This is a genomic window from Stenotrophomonas indicatrix, from assembly GCF_002750975.1.
In the GTDB taxonomy this organism is placed as follows: Bacteria; Pseudomonadota; Gammaproteobacteria; order Xanthomonadales; family Xanthomonadaceae; genus Stenotrophomonas; species Stenotrophomonas indicatrix.
Genome location: NZ_PEJS01000001.1, coordinates 690,725 through 715,432, shown reverse-complemented (window position 1 = coordinate 715,432; position 24,708 = coordinate 690,725). Strand labels below are relative to the sequence as shown.

The window sequence follows — 24,708 nt, the reverse complement described above, 5'->3', positions numbered from 1 at the left end:
AAGCCGGCAGCCCCCACCCGCCGCCCCCGGTCCCGCCGGAGGGCCACCACCGGTAGAACGGACCCCGATGAAGATTCCCTTTGCAGCAGTGCTCGCACTCAGTCTTCTTGTCCCCGCTGTCGCCTTTGCCAAGTCGACGGACCGCAACGAAGCGATGAACATTGATTCCGGTGCGCAGTCCGGCACCCTCACCGGTGATGGCAAGACCGTGCTGTCCGGTGGCGTGATCATCACCCAGGGCACCCTGGACCTGCGCTCGTCCGAAGCGGAGATCTACCTCAAGGGCGGCGAAGCCGTGCGTGCGGTGTTCACCGGCAAGCAGGCCAAGATGAAGCAGCAGCTCGACGATGGCACCTGGATGGATGCGGTGGCCGACCGGATCGACTACGACATCACCACCGAGATCATCACCCTGACCGGCAACTACAAGGTCACCAGCGCGCGCGGTACCAATGCGGGCCAGCGCATGGTCTACAACACCCGCAGCGGTGAAATGAACTCCGGCGGTGATGGCAGCCGCGTGCGCACCGTGATTCCGCCGAAGAACAAGACGCCTGCTGCCGCTCCGGCTCCGGCTGGAGGCAAGAAGTAATGCTCGTCGCAACTGGCCTGCGCAAACGCTACAAGCAGCGCGAAGTCGTCAAGGACTTCGGGCTGACCCTGGACGCCGGTGAAGTGGTCGGCCTGCTCGGTCCCAACGGTGCCGGCAAGACCACCTGCTTCTACATGATCGTCGGCCTGGTCGGTGCCGATGCCGGCAGCATCGTGCTGGACGGCAAGGACATCACCGGCGACCCGATGTACACCCGCGCCAAGCAGGGCGTGGGCTACCTGCCGCAGGAACCGTCGGTGTTCCGCAAGCTGACCGTGGCCGACAACCTGCGCCTGGTGCTGGAACTGCGCGAGGACCTGGATTCGGCGGGCCGCGAGCGCGAACTGAACAGCCTGCTCGACGAACTGCAGCTTGGGCATGTTTCCGAACAGCTCGGCGCCAGCCTGTCCGGTGGCGAGCGCCGTCGCTGCGAGATCGCCCGTGCACTGGCCGCCAAACCGCGCCTGATCCTGCTCGACGAACCCTTCGCCGGTGTCGACCCGATCTCCGTCGGTGAAATCCAGCGCATCGTCACCCATCTCAAGCAACGCGGCATCGGTGTGCTGATCACCGACCACAACGTGCGCGAGACCTTGGGAATCTGCGACCGCGCGTATATCCTCGCAGAGGGCACCGTACTGGCCCAGGGCTCGCCCGAGGCGATCCTGGACAATGCCGACGTGCGCCGCGTCTACCTTGGGGATTCCTTCAAGCTGTAACCGCGGCCGCCGGGCCCTCTCCCTTCCGTTCGGCACAGGCATGAAGACTCGGCTGCAGACATCGTTGGGACAGCAGCTGGTGCTTACGCCCCAGCTGCAGCAGGCGATCAAGCTGCTGCAGATGTCCACGACCGAGCTGGAGCTGGAAATCGCCCAGGCGGTGGAGAGCAATCCGCTGCTGGACTGGTCGGACAGCAGCGACGAAGGCGCCGGTGTCGACAAGGACGGCAGCAGCGAGGACGCGGGCGACGACAATGACGCCCCGCCCGACAACGCTGAAAGCAGCGGCGAGGACTGGGCGCCTGCCGAGCTGGACTGGAGCAGTAGCGGCAGCGGCGGTAGTTTCGATGACGACGACGACAACGGCAGTGCCGCCGAACGCGTTGCCGAAACCGAAACCCTGGCCGACCATCTGCTGTGGCAGCTGCACCTGACCCACCTGTCCAAGCGCGACCGCAGCATCGGCGCCGCGCTGATCGATTCATTGGAAGACGACGGCTATCTGCGCGAGCCGCTCTCGGCCATCGCCGAAGCGCTGTTGCCGGCGATCCACGCCGGTGAAGACGAAATCCTGACCGTGCTGCACCAGATCCAGCGCTTCGACCCCGTAGGCGTGGCCGCACGCAGCCTTGGCGAATGCCTGCAACTGCAGCTGGACGTGCTTCCTGCTGATACCCCGTGCCTGGCCCTGGCCCGGCAGGTTGCCGCCGGCCCACTGGAACAACTGCCGCGCTCGGGCGTGACCGGCCTGGCCCAGCAGTTGAAGCAGCCGCTGGCCGAGGTCGAGACCGCCGTGGCCCTGCTGCGCTCGCTGGACCCGCGCCCCGGCACCCAGATCGCCCCGCTCGCCCAGGACACCTACGTGGTGCCCGACGTCGTCGTATGGCGGCAGAACGGCATCTGGCGCGCCGCGCTGGCCGCCCATGCCGGCCCCAAGCTGGTGATCCACCGCGGTTACGAGCAGATGATCCGCCGCTGCGGTGACGCCGATGCCGGTTATCTGCGCGGCCAGCTGCAGGAGGCGCGCTGGCTGCTGAAGGGCCTGCAGGCGCGAGGCGAGACGCTGTTGCGGGTAGTGCGAAGCCTGATCCAGCAGCAGGCGGGCTTCCTTGAATTCGGCGAACAGGCACTGCGCCCGTTGACCCTGCGCGAGATCGCCGGCGAACTGGGCCTGCACGAATCCACCGTGTCGCGCGCGATCGCCCGCAAACATGTGCGTACGCCACGCGGCACCCTGCCGCTGCGCGCCTTCTTCGCCTCGGGCATCGACACCGACGGCGGTGGCGAAGCGTCCAGCACTGCCATCCAGGCCATGATCCGGCGCCTGATCGATGACGAGAACCCACGCAAGCCGCTTTCTGACGCCAAGCTGGCTGACCTGCTCAAATCGTCGGGAATCCCAGTAGCGCGGCGCACCGTGGCGAAGTATCGTGAGGCCATGAACATCTCCGCCTCGCACGAAAGAGTCAGAATCGTTTGACGCGCCGCCGCGCCCGGCGGAGAGGTTCATTGGCACTTCCGATCAAAGGAGAAACCCGATGCGCATCGAAACGTTTGGCAAAGATGTCGAAGTCACCCCGGCCCTGCAGTCCTATGTAGAGGAGAAGCTGGCCCGGATCGGCAAACACTTCGACCAGCACTGCGAAGCGCGGGTGACGCTCAAGCTGCAGAAGACTGAACACCACGTCGATGCCAGCCTCAATATTCCGGGTCAGACCCTGCACGCTGAAGCCAATGCGCAGACCATGTATGCGGCGATCGACCTGCTGGCGGACAAGCTTGACCGCCTGGTGATCAAGCACAAGGAGAAAAAACAGCAGCACGCACCGCTGCCGGTGGGCGACAATGGTGGCTGATCGCCACCGCTCCCCGCAGACATGCCCCTGACTGACCTCCTGGCGGCCGTGCAGACCCAGCTCTGCACGGCCACCGACCGCGACAGCGTCCTGCAGGCCGCGGCCGGATTGCTGGCCTGCCGCCAGGCCAACGCCGAACAGATCTATCTCAACCTGTGCCAGCGCGAGGCGTTGGGCAGTACCGCGATCGGCTACGGCATCGCCATCCCGCATGGTCGTGCGCCGACCCTGGATCGCCCCCGTGGCGCGCTGCTGCGCCTGCAGACCCCGGTCGATTTCGGTGGTGACGAGCCGGTGGACCTGGTATTCGCCATGGCCGTTCCCACCCACTACACCCATCAACACCTGATGCTGCTGTCCGAGCTGGCCGAGCTGTTTTCCGCGCCCTGCATCCGCCAGGCGCTGCGCGAGGCCGGTGATGCACGGGAGCTGCGCCAGGCCCTGGACCTGACCCCACCGGCGAGCGCCGCATGAATACCAGCATCACTGCCCGCGAACTGTTCGAACAGCAGCGAGAGCGGCTCGGCCTGCGTTGGGCAGCGGGCAAATCCGGCGAGAAGCGCGAGCTGGAGGCCGGCAATACGGTTTCGCGACGCCCTTCGCTGGCCGGCTATCTCAATGCGATCTATCCCAACAAGGTGCAGATACTCGGTACCGAGGAACTGTCTTGGCTGGACGCGCTGGAACCACGCCAGCGCTGGGAAACCATCGAAAAGATCATGCAGTCGCATCCGCTGGCACTGGTGCTGACCCGCAACCAGCCGTGCCCGGAAGACCTGCGCGCGGCCGCCGATGAATCCGGCACGCCGCTGTGGTTGTCACCCAAGCGCGGCCACGAACTGCTCAACCATCTGTCCTACCACCTGGCCCGGACGCTGGCGCCGCGGGTGATCCTGCATGGCGTGTTCATGGAGATCTACTCCATCGGCGTGCTGATCACCGGTGAAGCGGGATCAGGCAAGAGCGAGCTGGCCCTGGAACTGCTGAGCCGCGGTCACCGCCTGGTGGCCGACGACGCCCCCGAGTTCACCCAGATCGCCCCCGACGTGCTCGATGGCACCTGCCCGGAACTGCTGCAGGACCTGCTGGAAGTGCGCGGCCTGGGCGTGCTGAACGTGCGCGAGATGTTTGGCGACACCGCTGTAAAGAAGAACAAGTACCTTCGGCTGATCGTCCACCTGACCAAGCCGATGACCGAGCCCACCCCCCATGGTTACGAGCGCCTGACCGGCGACTCGGGCACACGCCACGTGCTGGACCTGGACGTGCCGCTGATCACCCTGCCGGTGATGCCCGGCCGCAACCTGGCCGTCCTGACCGAGGCGGCCACCCGCCTGCACATTCTGCGTACCAAGGGTATCGACCCGGCGGCGATGTTCATCGCCCGCCACAGCAACCTGCTGGAACGGCGAACGCCCTGACCCCCCCTGTCCTTCGAAGAGCCCGTCCATGAGCACCGTCATTCCCACCGCCCCGACCCTGATCATCGTCAGTGGCCTGTCCGGCTCGGGTAAATCCGTCGCCCTGAAGACCTTCGAGGACCAGGACTACTACTGTTCGGACAACCTGCCGATCCAGCTGCTGCCGGATTTCGTGCGCAATGTGCTGAGTCACCATGACGGCGCGGCATCGCGCCGGTTGGCGGTGGGCATCGACGTGCGTGGGCAGAGCGACCTGACCCAGTTGTCCAGCTGGCGGCAGCTGGCCACCGATGCCGGCGTCGACGCCAAGGTGCTGTTTTTCGAGGCCAGCGATGAAACGGTGCTCAAGCGCTACGCCGACACCCGCCGCCGGCACCCGCTGAGCCAGCTGGGCCTGTCGCTGCCCGAAGCGATTGCCCGTGAGCGCGAGCTGATCGCGCCGCTGCGCCGCGAAGCCGATGCGGTGATCGATACCAGTGCGTTGAACGTGCACCAGCTGCGGCGCCGGATCATCACTGAATTTGCGATGGGCCATGCCAGCCGCCTGTCGCTGCTGTTTGAATCGTTCGCCTACAAGCGTGGCGTGCCGGCCGAGGCCGACTTCGTGTTCGACGCGCGCGTGCTGCCCAACCCGCATTGGGATCCGGAACTGCGTGCGTTGAGCGGCCGCGAACCCGGCGTGCGCGACTACCTGGAGGCGCAGCCGGATGTGCAGCGCTACCTGGCGCAGCTGATGGATTTCCTGGATACCTGGCTGCCCAAGCTGGGCGATGGCACCCGCAGCTATGTGACGGTGGCCTTCGGTTGCACCGGCGGCAAGCACCGCTCGGTGTTCCTGGCCGAACGCCTGGCCCGCCATGCGCGTGAGATGGGCTGGGAAGACGTGGCGACGTACCACCGCGAACAGGATTGAGGGGGTCGGCCGGGCTGCGCCCGGCACCCGCAGAAACCACGGCAACGTCAACAGCAACAGCCGAAGCAACAGCAACATCGGATTCCCTTGGATGGCGAGGCGGTGTGGGCGCGCAGGACACGCCGTAAACCCATCCTTGGGGGCTCGATGGCGCCATCCATGGCGCCAACGGTCCTGCACCCCCACACCGCCCCGCCTCTGACAGATCGCGGCGGGTCGGAGTTGCACTGTGGGTAGGTGTCGACCTTGGTCGACACGGTAGATCCACGCCATGCGTGGATGAATCTCTGTCAGGCATCGAAAAAACGGATGGAGTCGGATCCCTTTTTCAATGAAAAAGGGCCCTGACCCGAACAACGCTGAATACGGGACACAGTGCCCCTCTCCTGCTGCTATCGCCAATTCACCTTGACCTGTTAACGTGCAGTAATGACCTGTGGCATTCTCCTCGTAACACATCCTGGGGTCGGGATCGCCCTGCTCGACGTGGCGACCCGGCTTCTGCGGCAGTTGCCGCTGAAGACCGAAGCTTTCGAAGTACCGTTCGACGCAGACCTGGATGCTCTGCTCCCGCTCGCCTCGGCCGCTCTGCGGCGGGTCGATGGGGGCGATGGCGTGCTGATCCTGACCGACCTGTACGGCGCCAGTCCTGCCAACCTTGCCGGGCAGCTGGCCCGGTTGGGGACCCCGGTTCGCCGGGTGTCGGCGCTGAGTCTGCCGATGTTGCTGCGGGTGATGAATTATCCGGAACAGGGACTGGATCAACTGCCCGCCACTGCGGCGGCGGGCACCCGTAATGGAGCGATAGTCGACGATGCTTGAACGAGAACTCACTGTGAGCAACCGCCTGGGCCTGCATGCCCGGGCCACCGCCAAGCTGGTGCAGACCCTGGCGCCGTTCCGCTGCAACGTGACCATGGCCGCCAAGGGCCGTGAGATCAACGCCAAGAGCATCATGGGCGTGATGCTGCTGGCGGCCGGGCAAGGCACGCCGGTCACCATCCGCATCAACGGCGAAGACGAAGTCGCCGCGATGGATGCGGTGGTCGACCTGTTCGAGCGTCGCTTCGACGAGGACAACTGAGCGTGCCGCGCGCGCGCGCCGGCCAAACCCCTACCGGCCAACGGCCGGTACAGCTGCTGGCCGGCCACGGCGCCGCCCGCGGCACGGCAATGGGCCGCGCCCGCGTGCGCCTGCCGCATGCACTGGAAGTGGCCGAACAGCGCGTCGCCCCCTCCCAGGTTGAATCCGAGCTGGCACGCCTGCATCGCGCCGTGGACGCGGCGCGCACGGAGATGCACGAGCTGCGCCAGCGCCTGCATGGCGCGCTGAACCAGGAAGTGGGCGAGTTCCTCGACCTGCATGCACTGCTGCTGGACGATCCCGAACTGCTGTTCGGCCTGGACGAACTGATCCGCAGCGGCCCCTACAGTGCCGGCTACGCACTGCGCCTGCAGCGCGACCGCCTGGCCAAAGTCTTCGACGGCATGGACGATGCCTACCTGAAGAGCCGCATGGACGATCTCGACCATGTGATCGGGCGCATCCACGCGTTCCTGCAGCCGGAACGGCCCGCAGTGGTGAAGGGCCTGGCCGGCGAAATCCTGGTCTGCGACAACATCGCCCCTTCCGAGCTGGCCCAGCTGCAATCGCATGGCGTGGTCGGCATCGTCACCAGCGCTGGCAGCGCGCTTTCGCACAGTGCGATCCTTGCCCGCAGCCTGCACCTGCCGTTGATCGTCAGCGTGCCGCAGCTGCTGAACAAGGTGATCGACGGCGACGTGCTGATCATCGATGGCGCCGACGGCAGCATCACCGTCAACCCGCAGGCCGATAACCTGCGTGATTACCGGGCGCGCCTGAAGGAGCACGCACGCGAGCAGCGCGAGCTTGGCCGCCTGCGCAGCAAGCCCAGCCGTACCCGCGACCACGTCGACATCGCACTGCTGGCCAACGCCGAATCGCTGGAAGATGTGACCCAGGCGCATGCGCTGGGCGCCCATGGCCTGGGCCTGTACCGCACCGAATTCCTGTTCCTGCAGCGCAACGAGCTGCCGGACGAAGAAGAACAGTTCCAGACCTACCGCGATGCGGCGCTGGGCATGAGTGGCCGGCCGGTGACCATCCGCACCCTCGACCTGGGTGCAGACAAGGCCGACCGCACCGGCCTGACCCTGAGCAACGAGGAAAACCCGGCGCTGGGCCTGCGCGGCGTGCGCCTGTCGCTGGCGCGGCCCAAGGTGGCCGACACCCAGATGCGCGCGATCCTGCGTGCCTCGGCCTACGGCAAGCTGCGCGTGCTGGTGCCCATGGTCAGCACCCGCGACGAACTGCTGGCGGTGCGCCGGCGCATGCTGAAACTGGGCGAGCAACTGCGCGCCGAGGGCCACATGGTGGCCGAGCATGTGCCACTGGGTGCGATGATCGAAGTACCCGCCGCCGCGCTGGCGCTGGAGAGTTTCATCGACCTGGTCGACTTCCTGTCGATCGGCACCAACGATCTGGTGCAGTACCTGCTGGCCGCCGACCGCAACAACGAAGCACTGGGCGAACTGTATTCGCCGCTGCATCCGGCCGTGCTGCGCCTGCTGCAGATGGTGATCGAGACCGGCGCACGCCATCGCATTCCGGTAGCGGTATGCGGCGAAATCGCCGGCGACGCACGGATGACCCCGCTGCTGCTGGCGCTGGGCCTGACCGAGTTCAGCCTGCACCCGGGCACCCTGCTGGAAGTCCGCCGGGCGGTCCGTGATGCGGATCTCGGTGCCTTGCGCGCCCGCGCACCGAAGCTGCTGGGCATGCGTGACCGCCGCGGCATCGAGCGCTGGCTGGCGCTTGTGGCGGACGCGTCCTGACCCCCGCGCTACGCGCTTGCCGGGCACGGCCCGGCGCTACCGCCGCGTGCCACCTTTGGTAGCGCCGGGCCATGCCCGGCGGATTCGATCTGGGGCAGCAGCCCCTTGTTGTTCAAGGAGCGCGCCGACAGGCGGGGGATGAGGTGGCATGCGTGGACCCCAATGGCCTGTGGCCAGCGGGGTATGCGCTGAAACATCCCCTTGCGATAATGACGCGCTGAACACCCCTGTTGCCGCATCCTTGCCAGGATCGCGGCTTTTCTTATCCCGCGGGAGCTGCGATGGCTGAGGCCGTACGCCACGACAAGACTGCGCGCCAGTTGCGGATGCTGTCCGATGCACTGGACAGCGGTCGGCTGGGCCCGGTACGCCGTCTGGTCAATACCCTGGCGCCGGCCGAGATCGGCAACCTGCTCGAATCGCTGCCACCGGGCAAACGCGAGATCGTCTGGGGCCTGGTCGATCCGGAAGACGATGGCGAGGTGCTGGTCCACGTCGGCGACGACGTGCGCGAAAGCCTGCTCGCGGACATGGACCCGGACGAAATCATCGCCGCGGTCGAAGACCTCGACATCGACGATCTGGCCGACCTGGTTGAAGACCTGCCGGACACGGTCATCGACGAAGTCCTCAAGTCGATGGACCGCGAGAACCGCGAGCGCCTGGAGCAGGTGCTGTCCTACCCCGAGGACAGCGCCGGCCGCCTGATGAACCCGGACGTGGTGACGGTACGCGCCGACGTCAACGTCGATGTGGTGCTGCGCTACCTGCGCCTGCGCGGCGAACTGCCGGACCACACCGATCACCTGTTCGTGGTCAGCCGCCGCCACCAGTACCTGGGCCGGGTGTCGCTGGCCTCGCTGGTGACCCACGAAGACACCACCCCGATCAACCGCCTGATCGACGATGAGCAGCCTGCCATCGATGTCGGCGAAAGCGACCAGGAAGTGGCGCGGCAGTTCTCCGACCATGACTGGATCTCGGCGCCGGTGGTGGATGACAACAACATCCTGATCGGCCGCATCACCATCGATGACGTGGTCGACATCATCCGTGGCCAGGCCGAGCACCAGGCGCTGGGCGCCGCCGGCCTGGACGAGGACGAGGACCTGTTCAGCCCGGTCTGGCGCGCGATGCGCCGCCGCTTGATGTGGCTGTCGGTGAATCTGTGCACAGCCTTCCTGGCCTCCAGCGTGGTCGGCCACTTCGAGGGCACCATCGACAAGCTGGTCGCCCTGGCGGTGTTGATGCCGATCGTCGCTGGCCTCGGCGGCAACGCCGGCACCCAGGTGCTGGCGCTGATGGTGCGCGGCCTGGCACTGGGCCAGGTCGGCAGCTCCAACGCACGCACGCTGCTGTGGAAGGAAGTGCGGGTGGCCCTGCTCAATGGCGTGGTGCTCGGCTCGGTGCTGGGCCTGATCGTGCTCGCCTGGTTCCACTCGCCCGGGCTCTCGGCCGTGATCGCCATCGCGCTGACCTGCAACCTGTTGTTCGCGGCGCTTGCCGGCGTGCTGGTGCCCCTGGGCCTGAAGCGCTTCGGCTTCGATCCGGCGCTGGCCAGCGGCATCTTCCTGACAGCGGTGACCGACTCGATGGGCTTCTTTACTTTCCTCGGCCTGGCCACCATGGTCCTGCTGCACTGACTGGAACTGCCATGGCAACGACGATCGAAAACTACTTTGCGCCGGGTTGGCGCGACCAGCTTCACACCTGTGCCGCCTGCGAGTGGAAAGGCAGTTCGCGGGCAATGGTGATGGAACTGGACGAGGACGCCACCGAGTATGTGTGCCCGGTGTGCGAGAACCCGTTGCTGGTGGTGCTACACCCGGACATGGCGCAGGTGCAGGCCGCGGCCGCAGGCGGCAATGCCGAAGCGCAGGAGCAGCTGGAGATCATCGCCAGCTTCCCGCGCCCGCAGTGATGCGGCGCACGATGCCGGGCCGGCCGCAGCGCACTACCATCGAGGCGACATCGCCCTCATGGGAACCGCCATGCTTCGATCGCTTCTGCGCTGGCTGCCGCTGCTGGCCCTGCTGATGTTGACCGGGTGTGCCAGTACGCCGCCCGGTGCCCGCGGCCACTTCGAGGCACGCGCGGTGAAGGTGGACGGCGACACCGCCTACTACCAGGTGTTCATCCCAGCCGCTGCCGCGCGCGCGGCTGGTCCGCTGCCGGTGGTGCTGTTCCTGCACGGCTCCGGCGAGCGCGGCGGCGATGGCGTGAAGCAGACCCACGCAGGCCTGGGCCCGTACCTGCGTCGGCACGCGGCCGACTTCCCCGCGCTGGCGGTGTTTCCGCAGGTTCCCGGCGACGAGGAATGGAGCGGCCGCAACAACCGCGTGGCGATTGCGGCACTGGACGCCACGATCGCCGAGTTCGGCGCTGACCCGGCAAGGCAGTACCTGACCGGAATGTCGATGGGCGGCTATGGCAGCTGGAACATCGCGCTGGACGATCCGAAACGCTTTGCCGCGATCGTACCGGTCTGCGGTGCGGTGCTGGCACCACGTGCGGTACGCCCTACCCTGTTCGTCGAGCAGGTGGCGAACGAAGCGGATCCCTATGCGGTGATCGCGCAACGGTTGCAGCGCACCCCGATCTGGATCTTCCACGGCGCGCTGGATGATGTGGTGCCACCGGATGATGATCGCCGGCTGCATGCCGCGTTCCAGACCGCCGGCGCGCGCGACGTGCGCTATACCGAGTACGCGGAAGGCAACCACAATGCCTGGGATGCCACCTACGCCGACGCGGCGATGTGGGCGTGGCTGTTCGCCCAGAAGCGCTGAGCGCTTGCTCCGGTAGAGGCCAACCTTGGTTGGCCCCATTCTGGTAGATGCCAACCTTGGTTGGCACCAGCCTACCCAAGATCAAGCCGTTCCCCGATGTCCGTCGCAAGCATGTCCGCCCAAGCTTGCGCCATGCAAAACGTCCGCCTCCTGCTCGGCCGTCGCTCCAGCATCGGCCTCAGCTACATCCTGACTACCGTCGTGGATTGCCGCGCGCCCCTGTTCGCCAAAGACGCTGCCGCAGCCCTGGCAATCCAGGAATTCCAGAGGCTGGATCAGGAAGGCTTCACCCGCTCGATCGCCTACGTGGTCATGCCCGATCACATCCACTGGCTGCTCGAACTACGCGCGGGAACACTGGAAACCGTCATGAAGCGCTTCAAATCGCGCACGGCGCAGCAGGCAAACCGGTTGTTGGGAAGGGGCGGGCGCTTCTGGCAGGCCTGCTACCACGATCATGCGATCCGCTCGGACGAATCGTTGTACCGGCATGCGATGTACCTGATGGGCAATCCGATCAGGGCGGGTCTGACGACGCAGTTGGGGCAGTATCGGCACGCATGGTGCGAGTGGGAGCTTGAGGCCTTGGGTGATCGACCGGAGGCATTCAGCACGGACGGATAGTGCCAACCAAGGTTGGCATCTACCAAAGCAGTGTACGTGCCAACCCAGGTTGGCACCCACCAACGCAGCAATCGGAGGCAATCAACCCAGCAGGGTTTCCAGCACGGCCATGCGTACGGCGACGCCGTTGGCGACCTGGCGCAGCACCCACGACTGCGGGCCGTCGGCCACTTCATCGGTCACTTCCACGCCGCGGTTGATCGGGCCCGGGTGCAGCACGGCTGCGTCCTTGCCGGCGCGGGCCAGGCGTGCGGTGTTCAGGCCGTACTGTGCGTGGTACTGCTCCAGCGACGGCACCAGGCCTTCTTCCATGCGCTCGCGCTGCAGGCGCAACATCATCAGCGCGTCGACGCCTTCCAGCATCGCGTCGAAATCATCACCGACCACGCAGCCCTTGAGGGTGTCGTCGTCAGGCAGCAGCGACTGCGGGCCGCATACGCGGATCTCGCCCACGCCCAGCGTGCGCAGGGCATGCAGGTCGGTGCGGGCCACGCGTGAGTGCTTGACGTCACCGACGATCACCACCTTCATCTTCGAGAAGTCCGGGCCCTTGGCCTGGCGCAGGGTCAGCATGTCCAGCAGCCCCTGGGTCGGGTGCGAGCTGCGGCCGTCGCCGGCATTGACCAGCGCGGTGCCCTCGCCCGCCACCGCAGCCAGCGCCGCCACGGCGCCGTCATCGGGGTGGCGAACGATGAAACCACGCACGCCCATCGCTTCCAGGTTCTTCAGCGTGTCGCAGGCGGTTTCGCCCTTGCGCGTGGACGAGGTGGAGGCGTCGAAGTTCAGCACGTCCGCACCCAGCCGCTGCGCCGCCAGATGGAACGAGCTGCGGGTACGGGTGGAGGGTTCGAAGAACAACGTGCACACCGCCGATCCGCCCAGCACGTGGCGCTTGTTGCCGACACGGCCGACCGCGGCATCGCGGATCTGGCCAGCGCGGTCGAGCAGTTGCACCAGGGTGTCGCGGGGAAGACCTTCAAGCGTCAACAGGTGGCGCAGGCGGCCGGAGTCATCGAGTTGCTGGGCGGTCATGGCGGGGTTCGTATCGTCAGGGAATGGGAATGGCGTCGTCCGGCGACGACAACCAGCGGTCGATGATCACCGCCGCAGCCACGGCATCGAGCGCAGCCGCGTCGCGGCGACGCTTGCGCCCTTCGGCGCGCTCGACGGCGAAGCGGCGGGCGGCCTCGACCGAGCTGGAACGCTCGTCGATCATCACCACCGGCAGCTTGAAACGTTCCCGCAGCTGGCGGGCAAAGCCCTGCGCGCGCTTGCGGTTGGGCTGGTCCTGGCCGTCCAGGGTCAGCGGATCGCCGACCACCAGGCCATCGGGCTTCCATTCCTTGAGCAGGCGTTCGATCGCCGCCCAGTCGGGGCCATTGCCGTGCACATCGACCACGGCCACCGCGCGTGCATGCGCGGCGAAGGCACTGCCGATCGCCACGCCGATCCGGCGCGAGCCGACATCGAAACCGAGTACGGTGCCATCGCGACGGATGAGGGCCGGCTCAGACATGGCCGCTGTAATCGGTCAGCCGGAACAGATCGACGCCAATGCGCGACGCGGCGCCCTGCCAGCGCTGTTCCAGCGGCAGCTGGAACACCAGTTCGGCATCGGCCGGCACGGTCAGCCAGCTGTTTTCGGACAGTTCGCTTTCCAGCTGGCCGGCACTCCAGCCCGCGCAGCCCAGGGTGACCACGGCATTGGCCGGACCTTCGCCACGCGCCATCGCCTCGAGGATGTCACGCGAGGTGGTCAGGTACAGGCCCTCACCGACGACGAGGCTGGAATCCCACGCGCGCGCGTCGTCATGGATGACGAAGCCACGCTCGGGATGCACCGGTCCGCCATTGAGCACCGGACGCGCCTGCAGGACGCCATCGCCGGTAGCGATATCCATCTGCGCAAGCACTTCGCCCAGGGTGTACTCGGACGGCTGGTTGACCAGCACCCCCATTGCCCCGTTCTCGTCGTGCTGGCAGATCAGCGCGACGGTGCGGGCGAAGGTGGCGTCGATCAGCGACGGCAGCGCCACGAGCAGGTGATTGGCGAGGGAAGTCGGCGTTACTGGCATGGGCGCCATTCTAACCGCTGCGACCGGATGCGGGCGCGAAGGGATGGGCTAGGATGGCGCTCTTGCAAGGAGGACGACCCGATGCAGCAGGATGCAACGCTGTCATGGCCCACCCGCAGCATGATCGTGTTGATCGCGCTGCTGCAGGGGCTGATGCTTTTCGCGGCCCAGGAACTGGCGGATCAATGGCCGTTCCGGGACATCGGCTGGCGCTACTGCTGGTATGCCTGGGTATTGACCGTGCCCACCGCAGTGGCATTGACGCTGGTCGATCTGAAGGCCTGGCGCCTGTGGCTGCACGCCGGGTTGGCCTCGTTGCTGGTCCTCGCACTGGCCGCCTGGACCGCCTGGAACCTGAGCGGAGAAACCGCGCTGTATGCGGCCGTGCTGCAGGTTCCGCTCTCGATCTGCCTGGCCGTTGCCACGTTCATTGCCCTGCCGTGGTGGCAGTTCCGCCTGCATGCCGGACATTGGCGGGCCGACTATGGCGCGTTGTTCGAACGCGCCTGGCAGAACGGGCTGACCCTGGTGCTGGCGGCGGTGTTCACCGGCTTGACCTGGCTGCTGCTGTGGCTGTGGGCGGCGCTGTTCCGGATGGTCAAGGTCGACTTTTTCCACGTCCTGTTCGGCAGCGATGCCTTCATCGCCTTGGCCACCGGCATGCTGGCAGGCTTCGGCGTGCTGATCGGGCGCACCCAGCATCGCGCGATGCAGATCACCCGCCAGGTGCTCTTCGCGATCTGCCGCGGCCTGCTGCCATTGCTGTCGTTCATCGCGGTGCTGTTCGTGCTGTCGCTGCCGTTCACCGGGCTGGCGCCGCTGTGGGCCACGCGTTCGGCCGCCAGCCTGCTGCTGGTGCTGGCGGTGCTGCTGATCAGCCTGGCCAACGCGGTCTACCAGCACGACGACGGCACCCCGCCCTACCCGGCATGGCTGCGCCGGCTGGTCGAGGCCAGCCTGCTGGCACTGCCGATCTACGCCGGCCTGGCGCTGTATGCGATGTCCCTGCGGGTCAGCCAGTACGGCTGGACCCTCTCGCGCTTCTGGGGCGTGGCGGTGGCAGTGCTGATTGCCGGATATGCCATCGGCTACGCCTTCGCCGCACTGCGCCGGCACGGGCGTTGGCTGCATCGGCTTGAGACGGTCAACCGCTGGATGTGCTGGGCCGTGCTGGCAACCGCACTGCTGGCCATCTCGCCGGTGATCGACCCGGTGCGCATCACCCTGGCCAGCCAGATGAAGCGCCTGCGCGCCGATCCGGCGTTGATGACTGCGGACGCCGCAAATCAGCTGCGTTTCGAGCTGGGCCGTCGAGGTGTGCAGGCGCTGCGCACGCTGCAGAAAGCACCGTCATTGGCGGCCGACACCCGCGCCTCCAGCATCATCGTGCAGGCCCTGGCCCGGCAGAAGCGTGAGTCACGCTGGGATAACGACATCGACGATGGCGTGCGCGACCTGGCCAGCCTGAAGTCCCGGATCGTGCAGGCCAAGGGCACCGCCTCGCCAGCCGATGACTGGTGGCAGGCGGTACTGGACCGTCGCTTGGATGCGGGCGATTGCCTGGACGACGACAAGACCGGCGACAACCGCTGCGTCACCCTGCGCCGTGATCTGGACGGCGATGGCCAAGACGACGTGCTGCTGTGCATGACCAGTCTGTACAGCGGTCCGCGCTGCCAGCTGCACGTGCGTGAACCGGCTGGCTGGAGAAAGGAGGGTGAGGTTTCCTTCCAGCACGTTGACCAGCGCACCTCGGACGGGGCCCCGCAGGCCCTGCGCGACGGCCGCCTGACCATGCAGCCGCCGCGCTGGCCGACGCTGCTGCTTGACGGCGCGGCGGGCCAGCTGGAGATTGATCGCAGCGACGACCGCGCGGAGGCGGCCACACCATGAGCGGATACTGCCGCATCGCCCCGGGCCATCCGGTGCACGAGTACTACCACGCCAATGAATATGGCTTCCCGCAGCGCGATGAGCGTGAACTGTTCGAGCGCCTGCTGCTGGAGATCAACCAGGCCGGCCTGAGCTGGGAGACCATCCTGAAGAAGCGCGAGGGATTCCGCGCGGCCTATGACGCGTTCGACGTTGATCGCGTGGCGGCCTACGCCGAGCAGGACATCGAGCGCCTGCTGTCGAACCCGGGCATCATCCGCAACCGCTTGAAGGTGCTGGCGGCGATCCACAACGCGCAAGTGATCCAGCAGCTGCGCCAGAGCCACGGCAGCTTCGCCGCCTGGCTGGACGCACACCATCCGCGCAGCAAGGCCGACTGGGTGAAGCTGTTCAAGAAGACGTTCCGCTTCACCGGTGGCGAGATCACCGGCGAGTTCCTGATGAGCCTGGGCTACCTGCCGGGCGCGCATGCCGAGGACTGCCCGGTGCATGCAACGCTGCTGAAGCTGGCACCGCCGTGGGTACAGGCAGCGCGCGGCTGATGCGCATCCGCCGGGCATGGCCCGGCGCTACCGGGGCGCGTGGCACCTGGGCGGGCGATCCGCCGAATGCGGAATCAGACGCCCATGTAGCGGCCCGGGCGGTGGTTGAACATCAGCACCAGGCTGAGTACCACCGCACCGATGGCCGAGTACATCACTTTGGACGGCGACAGCACGAAGAACGCGGCCACCATCAGGCACGCATCGAAGGACATCTGCACTTTGCCGGCGCTCCAGCCGCGGGTGCGCTGCAGGTACACCGCCAGGATGCCGATGCCGCCGAGGCTGGCGCGATGGCGGATGAAGAACAGGATGCCCAGGCCGGACAGCGCGCCCCCGACCAGCGCCGAGTACAGCGGCGCGATATGCGAAAAGTCCGCCCAGCGCGGCAGGATGTCGGTGAGCAGGCCGCAGGCGGTGACCGCTGCGAACGTCTTCAGGGTGAATTCCCAGCCCATGCGGCGCACGGCCACCCAGTAGAACGGCAGGTTGACCAGCACGAACACCAGGCCGAAGTTCCAGCCCATCGAATAGTGCAGCAGGAAGGCCATGCCGGCCATGCCGCCGATCATCAGCCCGCCCTTGGCGAAGATGGCCAGGCCCAGTGAGGCCACGAGCATGGCCAGCACCATGCCCTGCACGTCCTCGGCGACCGAGTGGCGCAGCGCCTTCTCATCGGCGGGGGTGCCGGCAACATCGGGCGGCGGGGTCAGCGGGCCAGCGGTGACCAGGTGGCCGTCAGCGTCGTCGCACGGCGCCGGGCCATGGGATTGGAGGGACATACAGGTGGGGGCACTACGGGTGGGGAGCGGTATTAGACACGATCTGCATGACAGTTGCAGATGAAATCGTTCAGTTGGGAGTTGCGGCGAACGGCGCAGCCCCTCGTGGCTGGTGTACCAACAGCAAAAGCCGCGCTTGGCCGGGGGAGATGGGGTCGCGGGGGACGCCGTTAATCCGTCCCTGGAGGCTTGGCCGCGTCTTGCTCGTGTGCGCTGTCCTGCGCACACGGCAAGACCGGGGTTGGGCGTCCTGCCCAACCCGCCCGAGGCATGCCTCGGGCCCATGCCGCGGACACCCCCGCGCCCCCATCTCCCCCGGCCTTGGACAATTTCCGTGCGCGTCCAGCCACGTAGAGAGAAAAGAAGAGCAGAAGCGGGTCGCTGCGCTCGGTGGAGCGGTTGTCTCAGCGCTGGGTGGCCAGGTGGTGGGCGACCAGGGCGTTTGCGTGGCCATGGCCCAGCCCGTGCTCGGATTTCAGGAAGCTGACCAGTTCCATGTGCTTCAGCCCCGGCCGTTTGGCCAGCAGGCCCAGCCAATGCGTCACCGGCTGCCCGTAGGTCTTTTCGATGGAAGGAAAATAGGACGCCGGGCCCTTGGGTTTGCTGTCGGTGCTCATGTGCTGCTCCCTGTTGTTTGGAAAGTACCCATTCGACGAACCACGGAACCACAAATCGACGTGGCGCATTAACCGAACAACCCCGGCAGCACCGGGCACGCATCCACGCATGGCGCGGATCTACGTGTCGACCAAGGTCGACACCCACCAAGAGCAGGCCATGCCGCTCCACAGGAAGCCCGCTGTTGCTGTTGCTCCGGCTGTTGCTGTTGCGGTTGCCGGCCCGCGGCCGGCACTACCGCGGGCGCCGGGCGCAGCCCGGCCGTATCATCCCCTCATGCCGCGTGAAAACCTCAACGACCTGCAAGCCTTCGTCCATGTCGCCCGCGAAGGCAGCTTCACCAAGGCCGCTGCCCAGCTTGGCGTCTCCCAGTCCGCCCTCAGCCACGCCATGCGCGGGCTGGAAGAGCGACTGGGCGTGCGCCTGCTGACCCGCACCACCCGCAGTGTCGCCACCACCGAGGCCGGTGCCCGCCTGCTGGAAACCCTGGCCCCGCGCCTGGCCGAGATCGAAGACGAACTGGCCGCGCTGGCCGAGTACCGCGAGCGCCCCGCAGGCACCATCCGCATCAACGCCACCGGCCACGCCGCCGAATACCTGGCCTGGCCCAGGCTGGCGCCGCTGCTGCAGCAGTACCCGGACCTGAAGGTCGAGCTGACCACCGATTACGGCCTGGCCGACATCGTCGCCGAGCGCTACGACATCGGCATCCGTCTCGGTGAGCGCCTGGCACGCGACATGGTGGCGCTGCCGATCAGTCCGCCGCTGCGCATGCGCGTGGTGGGGGCACCGTCGTACTTCCGTCAGCACGTGGCGCCGGTGCATCCGCACGATCTGGCCGCGCACAACTGCATCACCCTGCGCCTGCCCACCCATGGCGGCCTGATGCCGTGGGATTTCGGTCAGGATGGCCACGAACTGAGCATCCGCGTCTCCGGCCAATGGACCTTCAACACCATGGGCATGACGCGGGCTGCGGCGCTGGCCGGCAGCGGACTGGCCTGGCTGCCCGAAGACCAGGTGCAGGCGGCCCTGCTGGAAGGCCGCCTGCAATCAACACTGGATGACTGGTGCCCGCACTTCGATGGCTACTACGCGTATTACCCGTCACGCCGGCACGTCACCGTGGCGATGCGTACGGTGCTTGATGCGCTGCGCGGGCCGATGGTGGGGTGAGGCGTACGGACCAACGGTCCGCACCCACCACAGGACGAGAGTCCGCACCCAGCACAGGACGAAAGTCCGCGCCCACCAAAGATCGAAAGACCACACCCAGCACAGGACGAAAGTCCGCACACACTGCGATCAGCCCTTGGCCTGCGCTGCGCGCTGCGCGTTGTAGCGCTCGCCGACGATGGCGATCTCCTGCAGCGTCTGCGCGATGCGCTCCAGCTCGGCGGGAGACAGCTGCAGGTCGGCGGCGGCGAGGTTCTCTTCCAGGCGATGGATCTTGGTCGTACCCGGAATCGGCACGATCCACGGTGCCTGCGCCAGCAGCCAGGCCAGCGCGACCTGTGCCGGGGTGGCGCCCCGCGCCGCCGCGATCGTGGTGATGCGGTCAATCAGCGCTTGATTGGCGCGACGCGCTTCCACTTCGAAGCGTGGCACGGTGTTGCGGAAATCGTTGTCGGCGAAGGTGGTGTCAGCGTTGATCGCGCCAGTCAGGAAGCCGCGACCGAGCGGGCTGAACGGCACGAAGCCGATGCCGAGTTCCTGCAGCGCCGGCAGCAGTTCGCGTTCCGGTTCGCGCCACCACAGCGAGTACTCGCTCTGCACTGCGGCCACCGGTTGCACGGCATGCGCGCGACGCACCGTGGCGGCGCTGGCTTCGGACAAGCCGAAGTGGCGCACCTTGCCCTCGGCGATCAGGTCACGCACGGTGCCGGCCACATCCTCGATCGGCACGTTCGGATCCACGCGGTGCTGGTAGAACAGGTCGATGTAGTCGGTGCGCAGGCGCTTGAGGCTGGCTTCGGCCACCGCACGGATGTTCTGCGGACGACTGTCCAGGCCGGTGTCGACCTGTGCGTCCTTGAAGCCGAACTTGGTGGCGATCACCAGCTTGTCGCGGTGCGGTGCCAGCGCCCTGCCGAGCAGGTCTTCGTTGGTATACGGTCCGTAGACTTCGGCGGTGTCGAAGAAGGTCACGCCGCGTTCGACCGCGGCGTGCAGCAGGGCGATGCCCTGGCTCTGCTCGACGGCAGGACCGTAGCCGTGGCTCAGGCCCATGCAGCCCAGGCCCAGGGCGGAGACTTTCAGGCCGCTGCGGCCGAGTTCACGTGTCTGCATCGTCGTGCTCCAGTAGGGGAGCGATGACGATACGCCTGCAGGGGCAGCGGATTGAACGACCTGGATGGCAGTCGGTCATGACTGGATTTCATGAATGCCGTCCTGCCGCCCGCACCAATTCTGCATCCGGTGGACGAGTTACCTACGCTACCTTGGACGGCAGCTGATAACGTACTTTGCTGCCCTCCAGTGTGATCCATTTTTTCTGCTGCAGTTGCTGGATGAGCGCAGTGACATCCTTTGCGGGAAGTGCCTTCTGAAACAGGCTGTTGATCGCGCAGGTGAGCGACTTCATTGAAGCCGGCCGCGCCTTGCCCTGCTTCACCAACACTGCATGTACGCGTTGCAGGCGCGCGTCGACACTCAACGCTGGCGGCTTGGCCTTCGATACGACCGGCGTCGGTGGCTTGGCCGGAGCCAGCTGCGTGCCACGGAGCATTGGCAGATCGGCAACGGATGCGCACCGCAGGACGTTGAGACGCCGCGATTGCAGGTGCGCCACCAGTGGATCGAAGCCGGTGTCCCTCGAAACGATCTGGAAGAATGCGCTGGGATCGACCGCAGCCATCTCGCCGATGTAAAAGGCGATATGGAAATCCAGCGCGTTCGACCCGCTACCATTGCAACGCACATAGCGTCCGTTGCCACCCAATGCCTGGACTGCCTCGGCAACATCCATGCTGATCCGCGATTGCGATGCGCCAACGAAGATCAGCACGGTGAAACCAGGGGCAACCAACTCCTTGAGAGACGGAGGCTGCACATTCTCGTAATCGATGAGCACGACGTTGCGAGCACGCGGCATATCCATATGCACCCCATTTACGATAGTCAGCCAGCGGCGGGCGGCGCCCTCACCGGACCTCTGAAATCTCCACGCCATCCAGCCCCTGCGACAGGGTGCGGGCATCGCCGCCCTGGCTGAGCTTGATGCGCAGGCGCACTTCGTTCTGCGAATCGGCGTAGCGCAGTGCGTCCTCGTAGCTGATCTCACCGGCCTGGTACAGCTCGAACAGGCTCTGGTCGAAGGTCTTCATGCCCAGCTGGACCGATTCCTTCATCAGCTCCTTCAGCTTGTGGATCTCGCCGTCGCGGATGTAGTCCTGCACCAGCGGCGTGCCCAGCAGGATCTCCATCGCCACCTTGCGCGAACGGCCATCCGGCGAAGGAATCAACTGCTGCGCGACCACGCCCTTGAGGTTCAGCGACAGATCCATCAACAGCTGGTTGCGGCGATCTTCCGGGAAGAAGTTGACGATGCGGTCCATCGCCTGGTTGGCGTTGTTGGCGTGCAGCGTGCACAGCACCAGGTGACCGGTTTCAGCGAAGGCGATGGCGTGGTCCATGCCCTCGCGGGTACGCACCTCGCCGATCATGATCACATCCGGCGCCTGGCGCAGGGTGTTCTTCAGCGCGGCTTCCCAGCTGTCGGTATCGATGCCGACTTCGCGCTGGGTGATGATGCAGCCCTCGTGCTTGTGCACGAATTCGATCGGATCTTCGATGGTGATGATGTGCCCGGTCGAATTCTGGTTGCGGTAACCGATCATCGCTGCCAGCGAGGTTGATTTACCGGTACCGGTAGCGCCGACGAACAGGATGATGCCGCGCTTGGTCATCGCCAGCGTCTTGATGATCGGCGGCAGGCTCAGCTCTTCCACGGTGGGAATGCGCGTCTCGATGCGACGCAGCACCATGCCGACCTGGTTGCGCTGGTAGAAGCAGCTCACGCGGAAGCGGCCGACGCCGGACAGGCCGATGGCGAAGTTGCATTCGTGGGTCTTTTCGAATTCCTCGCGCTGCGCCGGCGTCATCACGTTCAGCACCAGGTCGCGGCTCTGCTGCGGCGTCAGTGGCGTCTGGGTGATCGGCGAAATCTTGCCGTTGACCTTGATCGCCGGCGGCATGCCGGCAGTGATGAACAGGTCCGAGGCGCGCTGGTGCGCCATCAGCTTGAGGAACGAGGTGAAATCGATGGTGGTCGCGGTGGTGTTCACGGCGGGCTCCCAATGGGGCATGTACCAGGAATCGGTCGGTGGAGGAAACAGCGCGGGGCCAGCGACGTATTCGCGCGCCCTGCCCCGCCATTGCCTCGCCTTACTCGAACAGACGCTTGTCCTTGGCGTATTCGCGGGCCTGGTTGCGGGTGATCAGGCTGCGCTTGACCAGGTCCTGCAGGTGCTGGTCCAGGGTCATCATGCCGTACTGCTGGCCGGTCTGGATGGCCGAATACATCTGCGCCACCTTGTCCTCGCGGATCAGGTTGCGGATGGCCGGGGTGCCCACCATGATTTCCCACGCAGCGGTACGACCGCCACCGACCTTCTTCAGCAGCGCCTGCGAAATGACCGCGCGCAGCGATTCGGACAGCATCGAGCGCACCATCGGCTTCTCGCCGGCCGGGAACACGTCGATGATGCGGTCGATGGTCTTGGCCGCCGAACTGGTGTGCAGGGTGCCGAACACCAGGTGGCCGGTTTCCGCGGCGGTCAGCGCCAGGCGGATGGTTTCCAGGTCACGCAGTTCGCCCACCAGGATGATGTCCGGGTCCTCACGCAGTGCCGAACGCAGCGCTTCATTGAAGCCATGCGTATCGCGGTGCACTTCGCGCTGGTTGATCAGGCACTTCTGCGAGGTGTGCACGAATTCGATCGGATCCTCGACGGTGAGGATATGGCCGTATTCGTTCTTGTTGATGTAGTCGATCATCGCCGCCAGCGTGGTCGACTTGCCCGAACCGGTCGGGCCGGTCACCAGGATCAGGCCCTGCGGTTGCTGGATCACCTCGCGGAACAGCGGCGGGCAGGCCAGGTCTTCCAGGGTCAGCACTTCGGACGGAATGGTACGGAACACCGCACCGGCGCCACGGTTCTGGTTGAACGCATTGACACGGAAGCGCGCCAGCGACGGGATCTCGAAGGAGAAATCGACTTCGAGGAATTCCTCGTAATCGCGGCGCTGCTTGTCGGACATGATGTCGTACACCAGCGCGTGAACCTGCTTGTGGTCCAGGGCTGGAATGTTGATCCGGCGAACATCACCGTCCACGCGGATCATCGGCGGCAGGCCTGCGGACAGATGCAGGTCGGACGCTTTGTTCTTTACGGAAAACGCCAACAGCTCGGCGATATCCATGAGCGGCTACTCCCCAATAACGGCTTCGACTGGAAGGATCTTTCCCCGGGCGGCAGTATAGCCTCCTGATTGAACGGAACGCGTTACGTGGCCACTCCCCTGCCCCAGATCCTGAGCAACCTGCACAACGCCGCCGCTGCCGCCGGGCGGCCACCGCCGCGCCTGCTGGCGGTGTCCAAGACCCAGCCGGCCGAGGCCGTGGCTGCGCTTGCCGCGCAGGGCCAGACCGCGTTCGGCGAAAACTACGTGCAGGAAGCGCTGGCCAAGATGCAGGAACTGCAGCAGCTGGGCCTGGAATGGCACCTGATCGGCCACCTGCAGTCGAACAAGGCCGAACCGGTGGCCACGCACTTCGACTGGGTGCAGAGCGTGGACCGGCCCAAGCTGGTCGCCGCGCTGGCCCGCTACCGCCCCGCTGAACGCGGCCCGCTGAACGTACTCATCCAGGTCAACATCGATGACGAGTCGAGCAAGCACGGCTGCGCGCCGGACGACGTGGACGCGCTGGCGGCAACCATCGCCGCCGAGCCGAACCTGCGCCTGCGCGGCCTGATGGCGATTCCTGCGCCGTGGCCCGACGCCGAGCGCCGGCGCGACGCGTTCGTGCGCATGCGCACACTTTTCGAGGCGCTGGCTGCCGGTCATCCCCAGGTGGACACCCTGTCGATGGGCATGAGCAGCGACTACGCTGAAGCGATCGCCGAAGGTGCCACCCTGGTGCGCATCGGTACCGCCCTGTTCGGCGCACGTCCGCGCCCGGCCTGATTCCAAGGAGATTCCCATGGCAGCTGATTCCATCACCTTCATCGGCGGCGGCAACATGGCCCGCAGCCTGATTGCCGGCCTGATCCGGCAGGGCGTGCCGGCCGCGCACATCCACGTGGCCGAACCGGTGGCCGAACTGCGCGAAAAACTGGCTGCCGATTTTGGCGTGCAGACCCACGACAACGCGGCCGCTGCGGCGGCGCAGGGCAACACGTGGCTGCTGGCGGTGAAACCGCAGGTGCTGCGCGAGGTCTGCCAGTCACTGCAGGTGTTGGCGCAGGCACAGGAGCCGTTGGTGATCTCGATCGCCGCCGGCATCACCAGCCCGCAGCTGCAGCGCTGGTTGGGTGGCACGCTGCCGGTGGTGCGCGCGATGCCCAACACCCCGGCCCTGCTCGGTGCCGGGGTCACCGGCCTGTATGCCACGCCAGCGGTGGATGCGCAGCAGCATGCGCAGGCCGAACGCGTGCTGGCCAGCGCGGGACGCACGGTGTGGATCGACGACGAAGCGCAGATGGATTCGGTCACCGCCGTATCCGGCAGTGGCCCGGCCTATGTGTTCCTGCTGGCCGAAGCAATGGAAGCGGCCGGCATCGCACAAGGCCTGCCTGCAGAAGCGGCGCGCACGCTGGTGGTGCAGACGCTGCTGGGCGCTTCGCGCATGCTCGATGAAGCCGGCGAAAGCCCGGCCGAACTGCGGCGCCGGGTGACCTCACCCAACGGCACCACCCAGGCGGCGATCGAAAGCTTCCAGGCAGGTGGGTTTGAAGCGTTGGTGGAAAAGGCACTGCGTGCCGCGCAGGTGCGTGGGCAGGAACTGTCTGCCGCCAATGATTGAA

At 66.3% G+C, this 24,708-nt stretch carries 28 protein-coding genes; 19 read left to right on the top strand and 9 right to left on the bottom strand.

The window, feature by feature from the left end; genetic code table 11:
• The first annotated feature begins 67 nt into the window (after positions 1–67).
• The 14 genes from lptA to CR918_RS03295 all read left to right on the top strand — a co-directional run bounded on the left by lptA (position 68) and on the right by CR918_RS03295 (position 11,770).
• Positions 68–592: a lipopolysaccharide transport periplasmic protein LptA gene (lptA, locus tag CR918_RS03360; protein WP_025874018.1), complete on the top strand. Its 525-nt coding sequence runs from the start codon at positions 68–70 to the stop codon at positions 590–592.
• Positions 592–1,311 carry an LPS export ABC transporter ATP-binding protein gene (lptB, locus tag CR918_RS03355; RefSeq protein WP_025874019.1) on the top strand — a complete coding sequence of 240 codons (720 nt, stop codon included), beginning with the start codon at positions 592–594 and terminating at the stop codon, positions 1,309–1,311. The genes lptA and lptB overlap by 1 nt, the downstream gene beginning before the upstream one ends.
• Positions 1,265–2,791, top strand: a complete 1,527-nt coding sequence (locus CR918_RS03350; RefSeq protein ID WP_425480175.1) for an RNA polymerase factor sigma-54 — start codon at positions 1,265–1,267, stop codon at positions 2,789–2,791. Before lptB ends, CR918_RS03350 begins: the two co-directional genes overlap by 47 nt.
• 58 nt (positions 2,792–2,849) lie before the next feature.
• Entirely contained in the window at positions 2,850–3,167 is a 318-nt protein-coding gene (hpf, locus tag CR918_RS03345) for a ribosome hibernation-promoting factor, HPF/YfiA family (RefSeq protein WP_004147311.1), read from the top strand.
• Positions 3,168–3,188: 21 nt separating this feature from the next.
• A complete protein-coding gene (locus CR918_RS03340; protein ID WP_099842043.1) occupies positions 3,189–3,641 on the top strand; it encodes a PTS sugar transporter subunit IIA in 453 nt (150 codons plus the stop codon).
• Complete coding sequence (hprK, locus tag CR918_RS03335; protein ID WP_004147299.1) at positions 3,638–4,588, top strand: HPr(Ser) kinase/phosphatase; 951 nt, start codon at positions 3,638–3,640, stop codon at positions 4,586–4,588. Before CR918_RS03340 ends, hprK begins: the two co-directional genes overlap by 4 nt.
• Positions 4,589–4,616: 28 nt before the next feature.
• On the top strand, positions 4,617–5,501 hold the full coding sequence (gene rapZ, locus CR918_RS03330; RefSeq protein WP_032951584.1) for an RNase adapter RapZ: 885 nt from the start codon (positions 4,617–4,619) through the stop codon (positions 5,499–5,501).
• Between the two features lie 429 nt (positions 5,502–5,930).
• Positions 5,931–6,323, top strand: a complete 393-nt coding sequence (locus tag CR918_RS03325; RefSeq protein WP_025874023.1) for a PTS sugar transporter subunit IIA — start codon at positions 5,931–5,933, stop codon at positions 6,321–6,323.
• The gene (locus CR918_RS03320) at positions 6,316–6,585 is read left to right on the top strand and encodes an HPr family phosphocarrier protein (protein WP_025874024.1); all 270 of its coding nucleotides are present in this window, start codon (positions 6,316–6,318) and stop codon (positions 6,583–6,585) included. Before CR918_RS03325 ends, CR918_RS03320 begins: the two co-directional genes overlap by 8 nt.
• A 2-nt stretch (positions 6,586–6,587) precedes the next feature.
• A complete protein-coding gene (gene ptsP / locus CR918_RS03315) occupies positions 6,588–8,357 on the top strand; it encodes a phosphoenolpyruvate--protein phosphotransferase (protein WP_099842042.1) in 1,770 nt (589 codons plus the stop codon).
• 281 nt (positions 8,358–8,638) lie between these two features.
• Complete coding sequence (mgtE, locus tag CR918_RS03310; protein ID WP_025874026.1) at positions 8,639–10,000, top strand: magnesium transporter; 1,362 nt, start codon at positions 8,639–8,641, stop codon at positions 9,998–10,000.
• Positions 10,001–10,011: 11 nt separating this feature from the next.
• A complete protein-coding gene (locus CR918_RS03305) occupies positions 10,012–10,278 on the top strand; it encodes a hypothetical protein (RefSeq protein WP_025874027.1) in 267 nt (88 codons plus the stop codon).
• A 70-nt stretch (positions 10,279–10,348) separates the two neighbouring features.
• Positions 10,349–11,146, top strand: a complete 798-nt coding sequence (locus CR918_RS03300) for a carboxylesterase family protein (protein WP_025874028.1) — start codon at positions 10,349–10,351, stop codon at positions 11,144–11,146.
• A gap of 132 nt (positions 11,147–11,278) precedes the next feature.
• Entirely contained in the window at positions 11,279–11,770 is a 492-nt protein-coding gene (locus CR918_RS03295) for an REP-associated tyrosine transposase (RefSeq protein WP_099844219.1), read from the top strand.
• A gap of 81 nt (positions 11,771–11,851) precedes the next feature.
• Here CR918_RS03295 and CR918_RS03290 read toward each other — a convergent pair whose 3' ends face one another.
• From CR918_RS03290 to CR918_RS03280, 3 genes are read right to left on the bottom strand one after another with little or no spacing between them, the layout of a single operon-like run.
• Positions 11,852–12,802 carry an aspartate carbamoyltransferase catalytic subunit gene (locus tag CR918_RS03290; protein ID WP_059063291.1) on the bottom strand — a complete coding sequence of 317 codons (951 nt, stop codon included), beginning with the start codon at positions 12,800–12,802 and terminating at the stop codon, positions 11,852–11,854.
• 16 nt (positions 12,803–12,818) lie between these two features.
• Positions 12,819–13,286, bottom strand: coding sequence for a Holliday junction resolvase RuvX (ruvX, locus tag CR918_RS03285; protein WP_025874031.1), 468 nt, complete (start codon positions 13,284–13,286; stop codon positions 12,819–12,821).
• A complete protein-coding gene (locus CR918_RS03280) occupies positions 13,279–13,845 on the bottom strand; it encodes a YqgE/AlgH family protein (RefSeq protein ID WP_059063289.1) in 567 nt (188 codons plus the stop codon). Before CR918_RS03280 ends, ruvX begins: the two co-directional genes overlap by 8 nt.
• A gap of 81 nt (positions 13,846–13,926) precedes the next feature.
• On the opposite strand from CR918_RS03280, the gene CR918_RS03275 reads away from it, so the two are divergent.
• Positions 13,927–15,738, top strand: coding sequence for a DUF4153 domain-containing protein (locus tag CR918_RS03275; protein WP_099842041.1), 1,812 nt, complete (start codon positions 13,927–13,929; stop codon positions 15,736–15,738).
• The gene (locus CR918_RS03270; RefSeq protein ID WP_099842040.1) at positions 15,735–16,280 is read left to right on the top strand and encodes a DNA-3-methyladenine glycosylase I; all 546 of its coding nucleotides are present in this window, start codon (positions 15,735–15,737) and stop codon (positions 16,278–16,280) included. The genes CR918_RS03275 and CR918_RS03270 overlap by 4 nt, the downstream gene beginning before the upstream one ends.
• Positions 16,281–16,354: 74 nt before the next feature.
• Here CR918_RS03270 and CR918_RS03265 read toward each other — a convergent pair whose 3' ends face one another.
• Together CR918_RS03265 and CR918_RS03260 are read right to left on the bottom strand one after the other, a co-directional pair.
• Positions 16,355–17,062: a YitT family protein gene (locus CR918_RS03265; protein WP_025874035.1), complete on the bottom strand. Its 708-nt coding sequence runs from the start codon at positions 17,060–17,062 to the stop codon at positions 16,355–16,357.
• 404 nt (positions 17,063–17,466) lie between these two features.
• On the bottom strand, positions 17,467–17,679 hold the full coding sequence (locus CR918_RS03260) for a DUF4287 domain-containing protein (RefSeq protein ID WP_025874036.1): 213 nt from the start codon (positions 17,677–17,679) through the stop codon (positions 17,467–17,469).
• A gap of 277 nt (positions 17,680–17,956) precedes the next feature.
• Here CR918_RS03260 and CR918_RS03255 point away from each other — a divergent pair, with 277 nt between their 5' ends.
• The gene (locus CR918_RS03255; RefSeq protein WP_025874037.1) at positions 17,957–18,856 is read left to right on the top strand and encodes a LysR family transcriptional regulator; all 900 of its coding nucleotides are present in this window, start codon (positions 17,957–17,959) and stop codon (positions 18,854–18,856) included.
• Positions 18,857–18,985: 129 nt separating this feature from the next.
• Here the strand turns inward: CR918_RS03255 and CR918_RS03250 are convergent, their stop codons facing one another.
• The 4 genes from CR918_RS03250 to CR918_RS03235 form a co-directional block, all read right to left on the bottom strand.
• Complete coding sequence (locus tag CR918_RS03250) at positions 18,986–19,969, bottom strand: aldo/keto reductase (protein ID WP_099842039.1); 984 nt, start codon at positions 19,967–19,969, stop codon at positions 18,986–18,988.
• A 142-nt stretch (positions 19,970–20,111) separates the two neighbouring features.
• Positions 20,112–20,780, bottom strand: coding sequence for a PIN domain-containing protein (locus tag CR918_RS03245; RefSeq protein ID WP_133119663.1), 669 nt, complete (start codon positions 20,778–20,780; stop codon positions 20,112–20,114).
• Positions 20,781–20,823: 43 nt separating this feature from the next.
• The gene (locus CR918_RS03240; protein ID WP_049467229.1) at positions 20,824–21,987 is read right to left on the bottom strand and encodes a PilT/PilU family type 4a pilus ATPase; all 1,164 of its coding nucleotides are present in this window, start codon (positions 21,985–21,987) and stop codon (positions 20,824–20,826) included.
• Positions 21,988–22,066: 79 nt separating this feature from the next.
• Positions 22,067–23,104 (bottom strand): type IV pilus twitching motility protein PilT, encoded by a 1,038-nt coding sequence (locus CR918_RS03235; RefSeq protein ID WP_004147099.1) that lies wholly within the window; start codon positions 23,102–23,104, stop codon positions 22,067–22,069.
• Positions 23,105–23,191: 87 nt separating this feature from the next.
• Between CR918_RS03235 and CR918_RS03230 the strand changes: the two genes are divergently transcribed.
• Both CR918_RS03230 and proC read left to right on the top strand, forming a co-directional pair.
• Positions 23,192–23,869 (top strand): YggS family pyridoxal phosphate-dependent enzyme, encoded by a 678-nt coding sequence (locus tag CR918_RS03230; protein WP_099844217.1) that lies wholly within the window; start codon positions 23,192–23,194, stop codon positions 23,867–23,869.
• A gap of 16 nt (positions 23,870–23,885) precedes the next feature.
• Positions 23,886–24,707, top strand: coding sequence for a pyrroline-5-carboxylate reductase (proC, locus tag CR918_RS03225; RefSeq protein ID WP_059063283.1), 822 nt, complete (start codon positions 23,886–23,888; stop codon positions 24,705–24,707).
• Position 24,708: the final 1 nt, after the last annotated feature.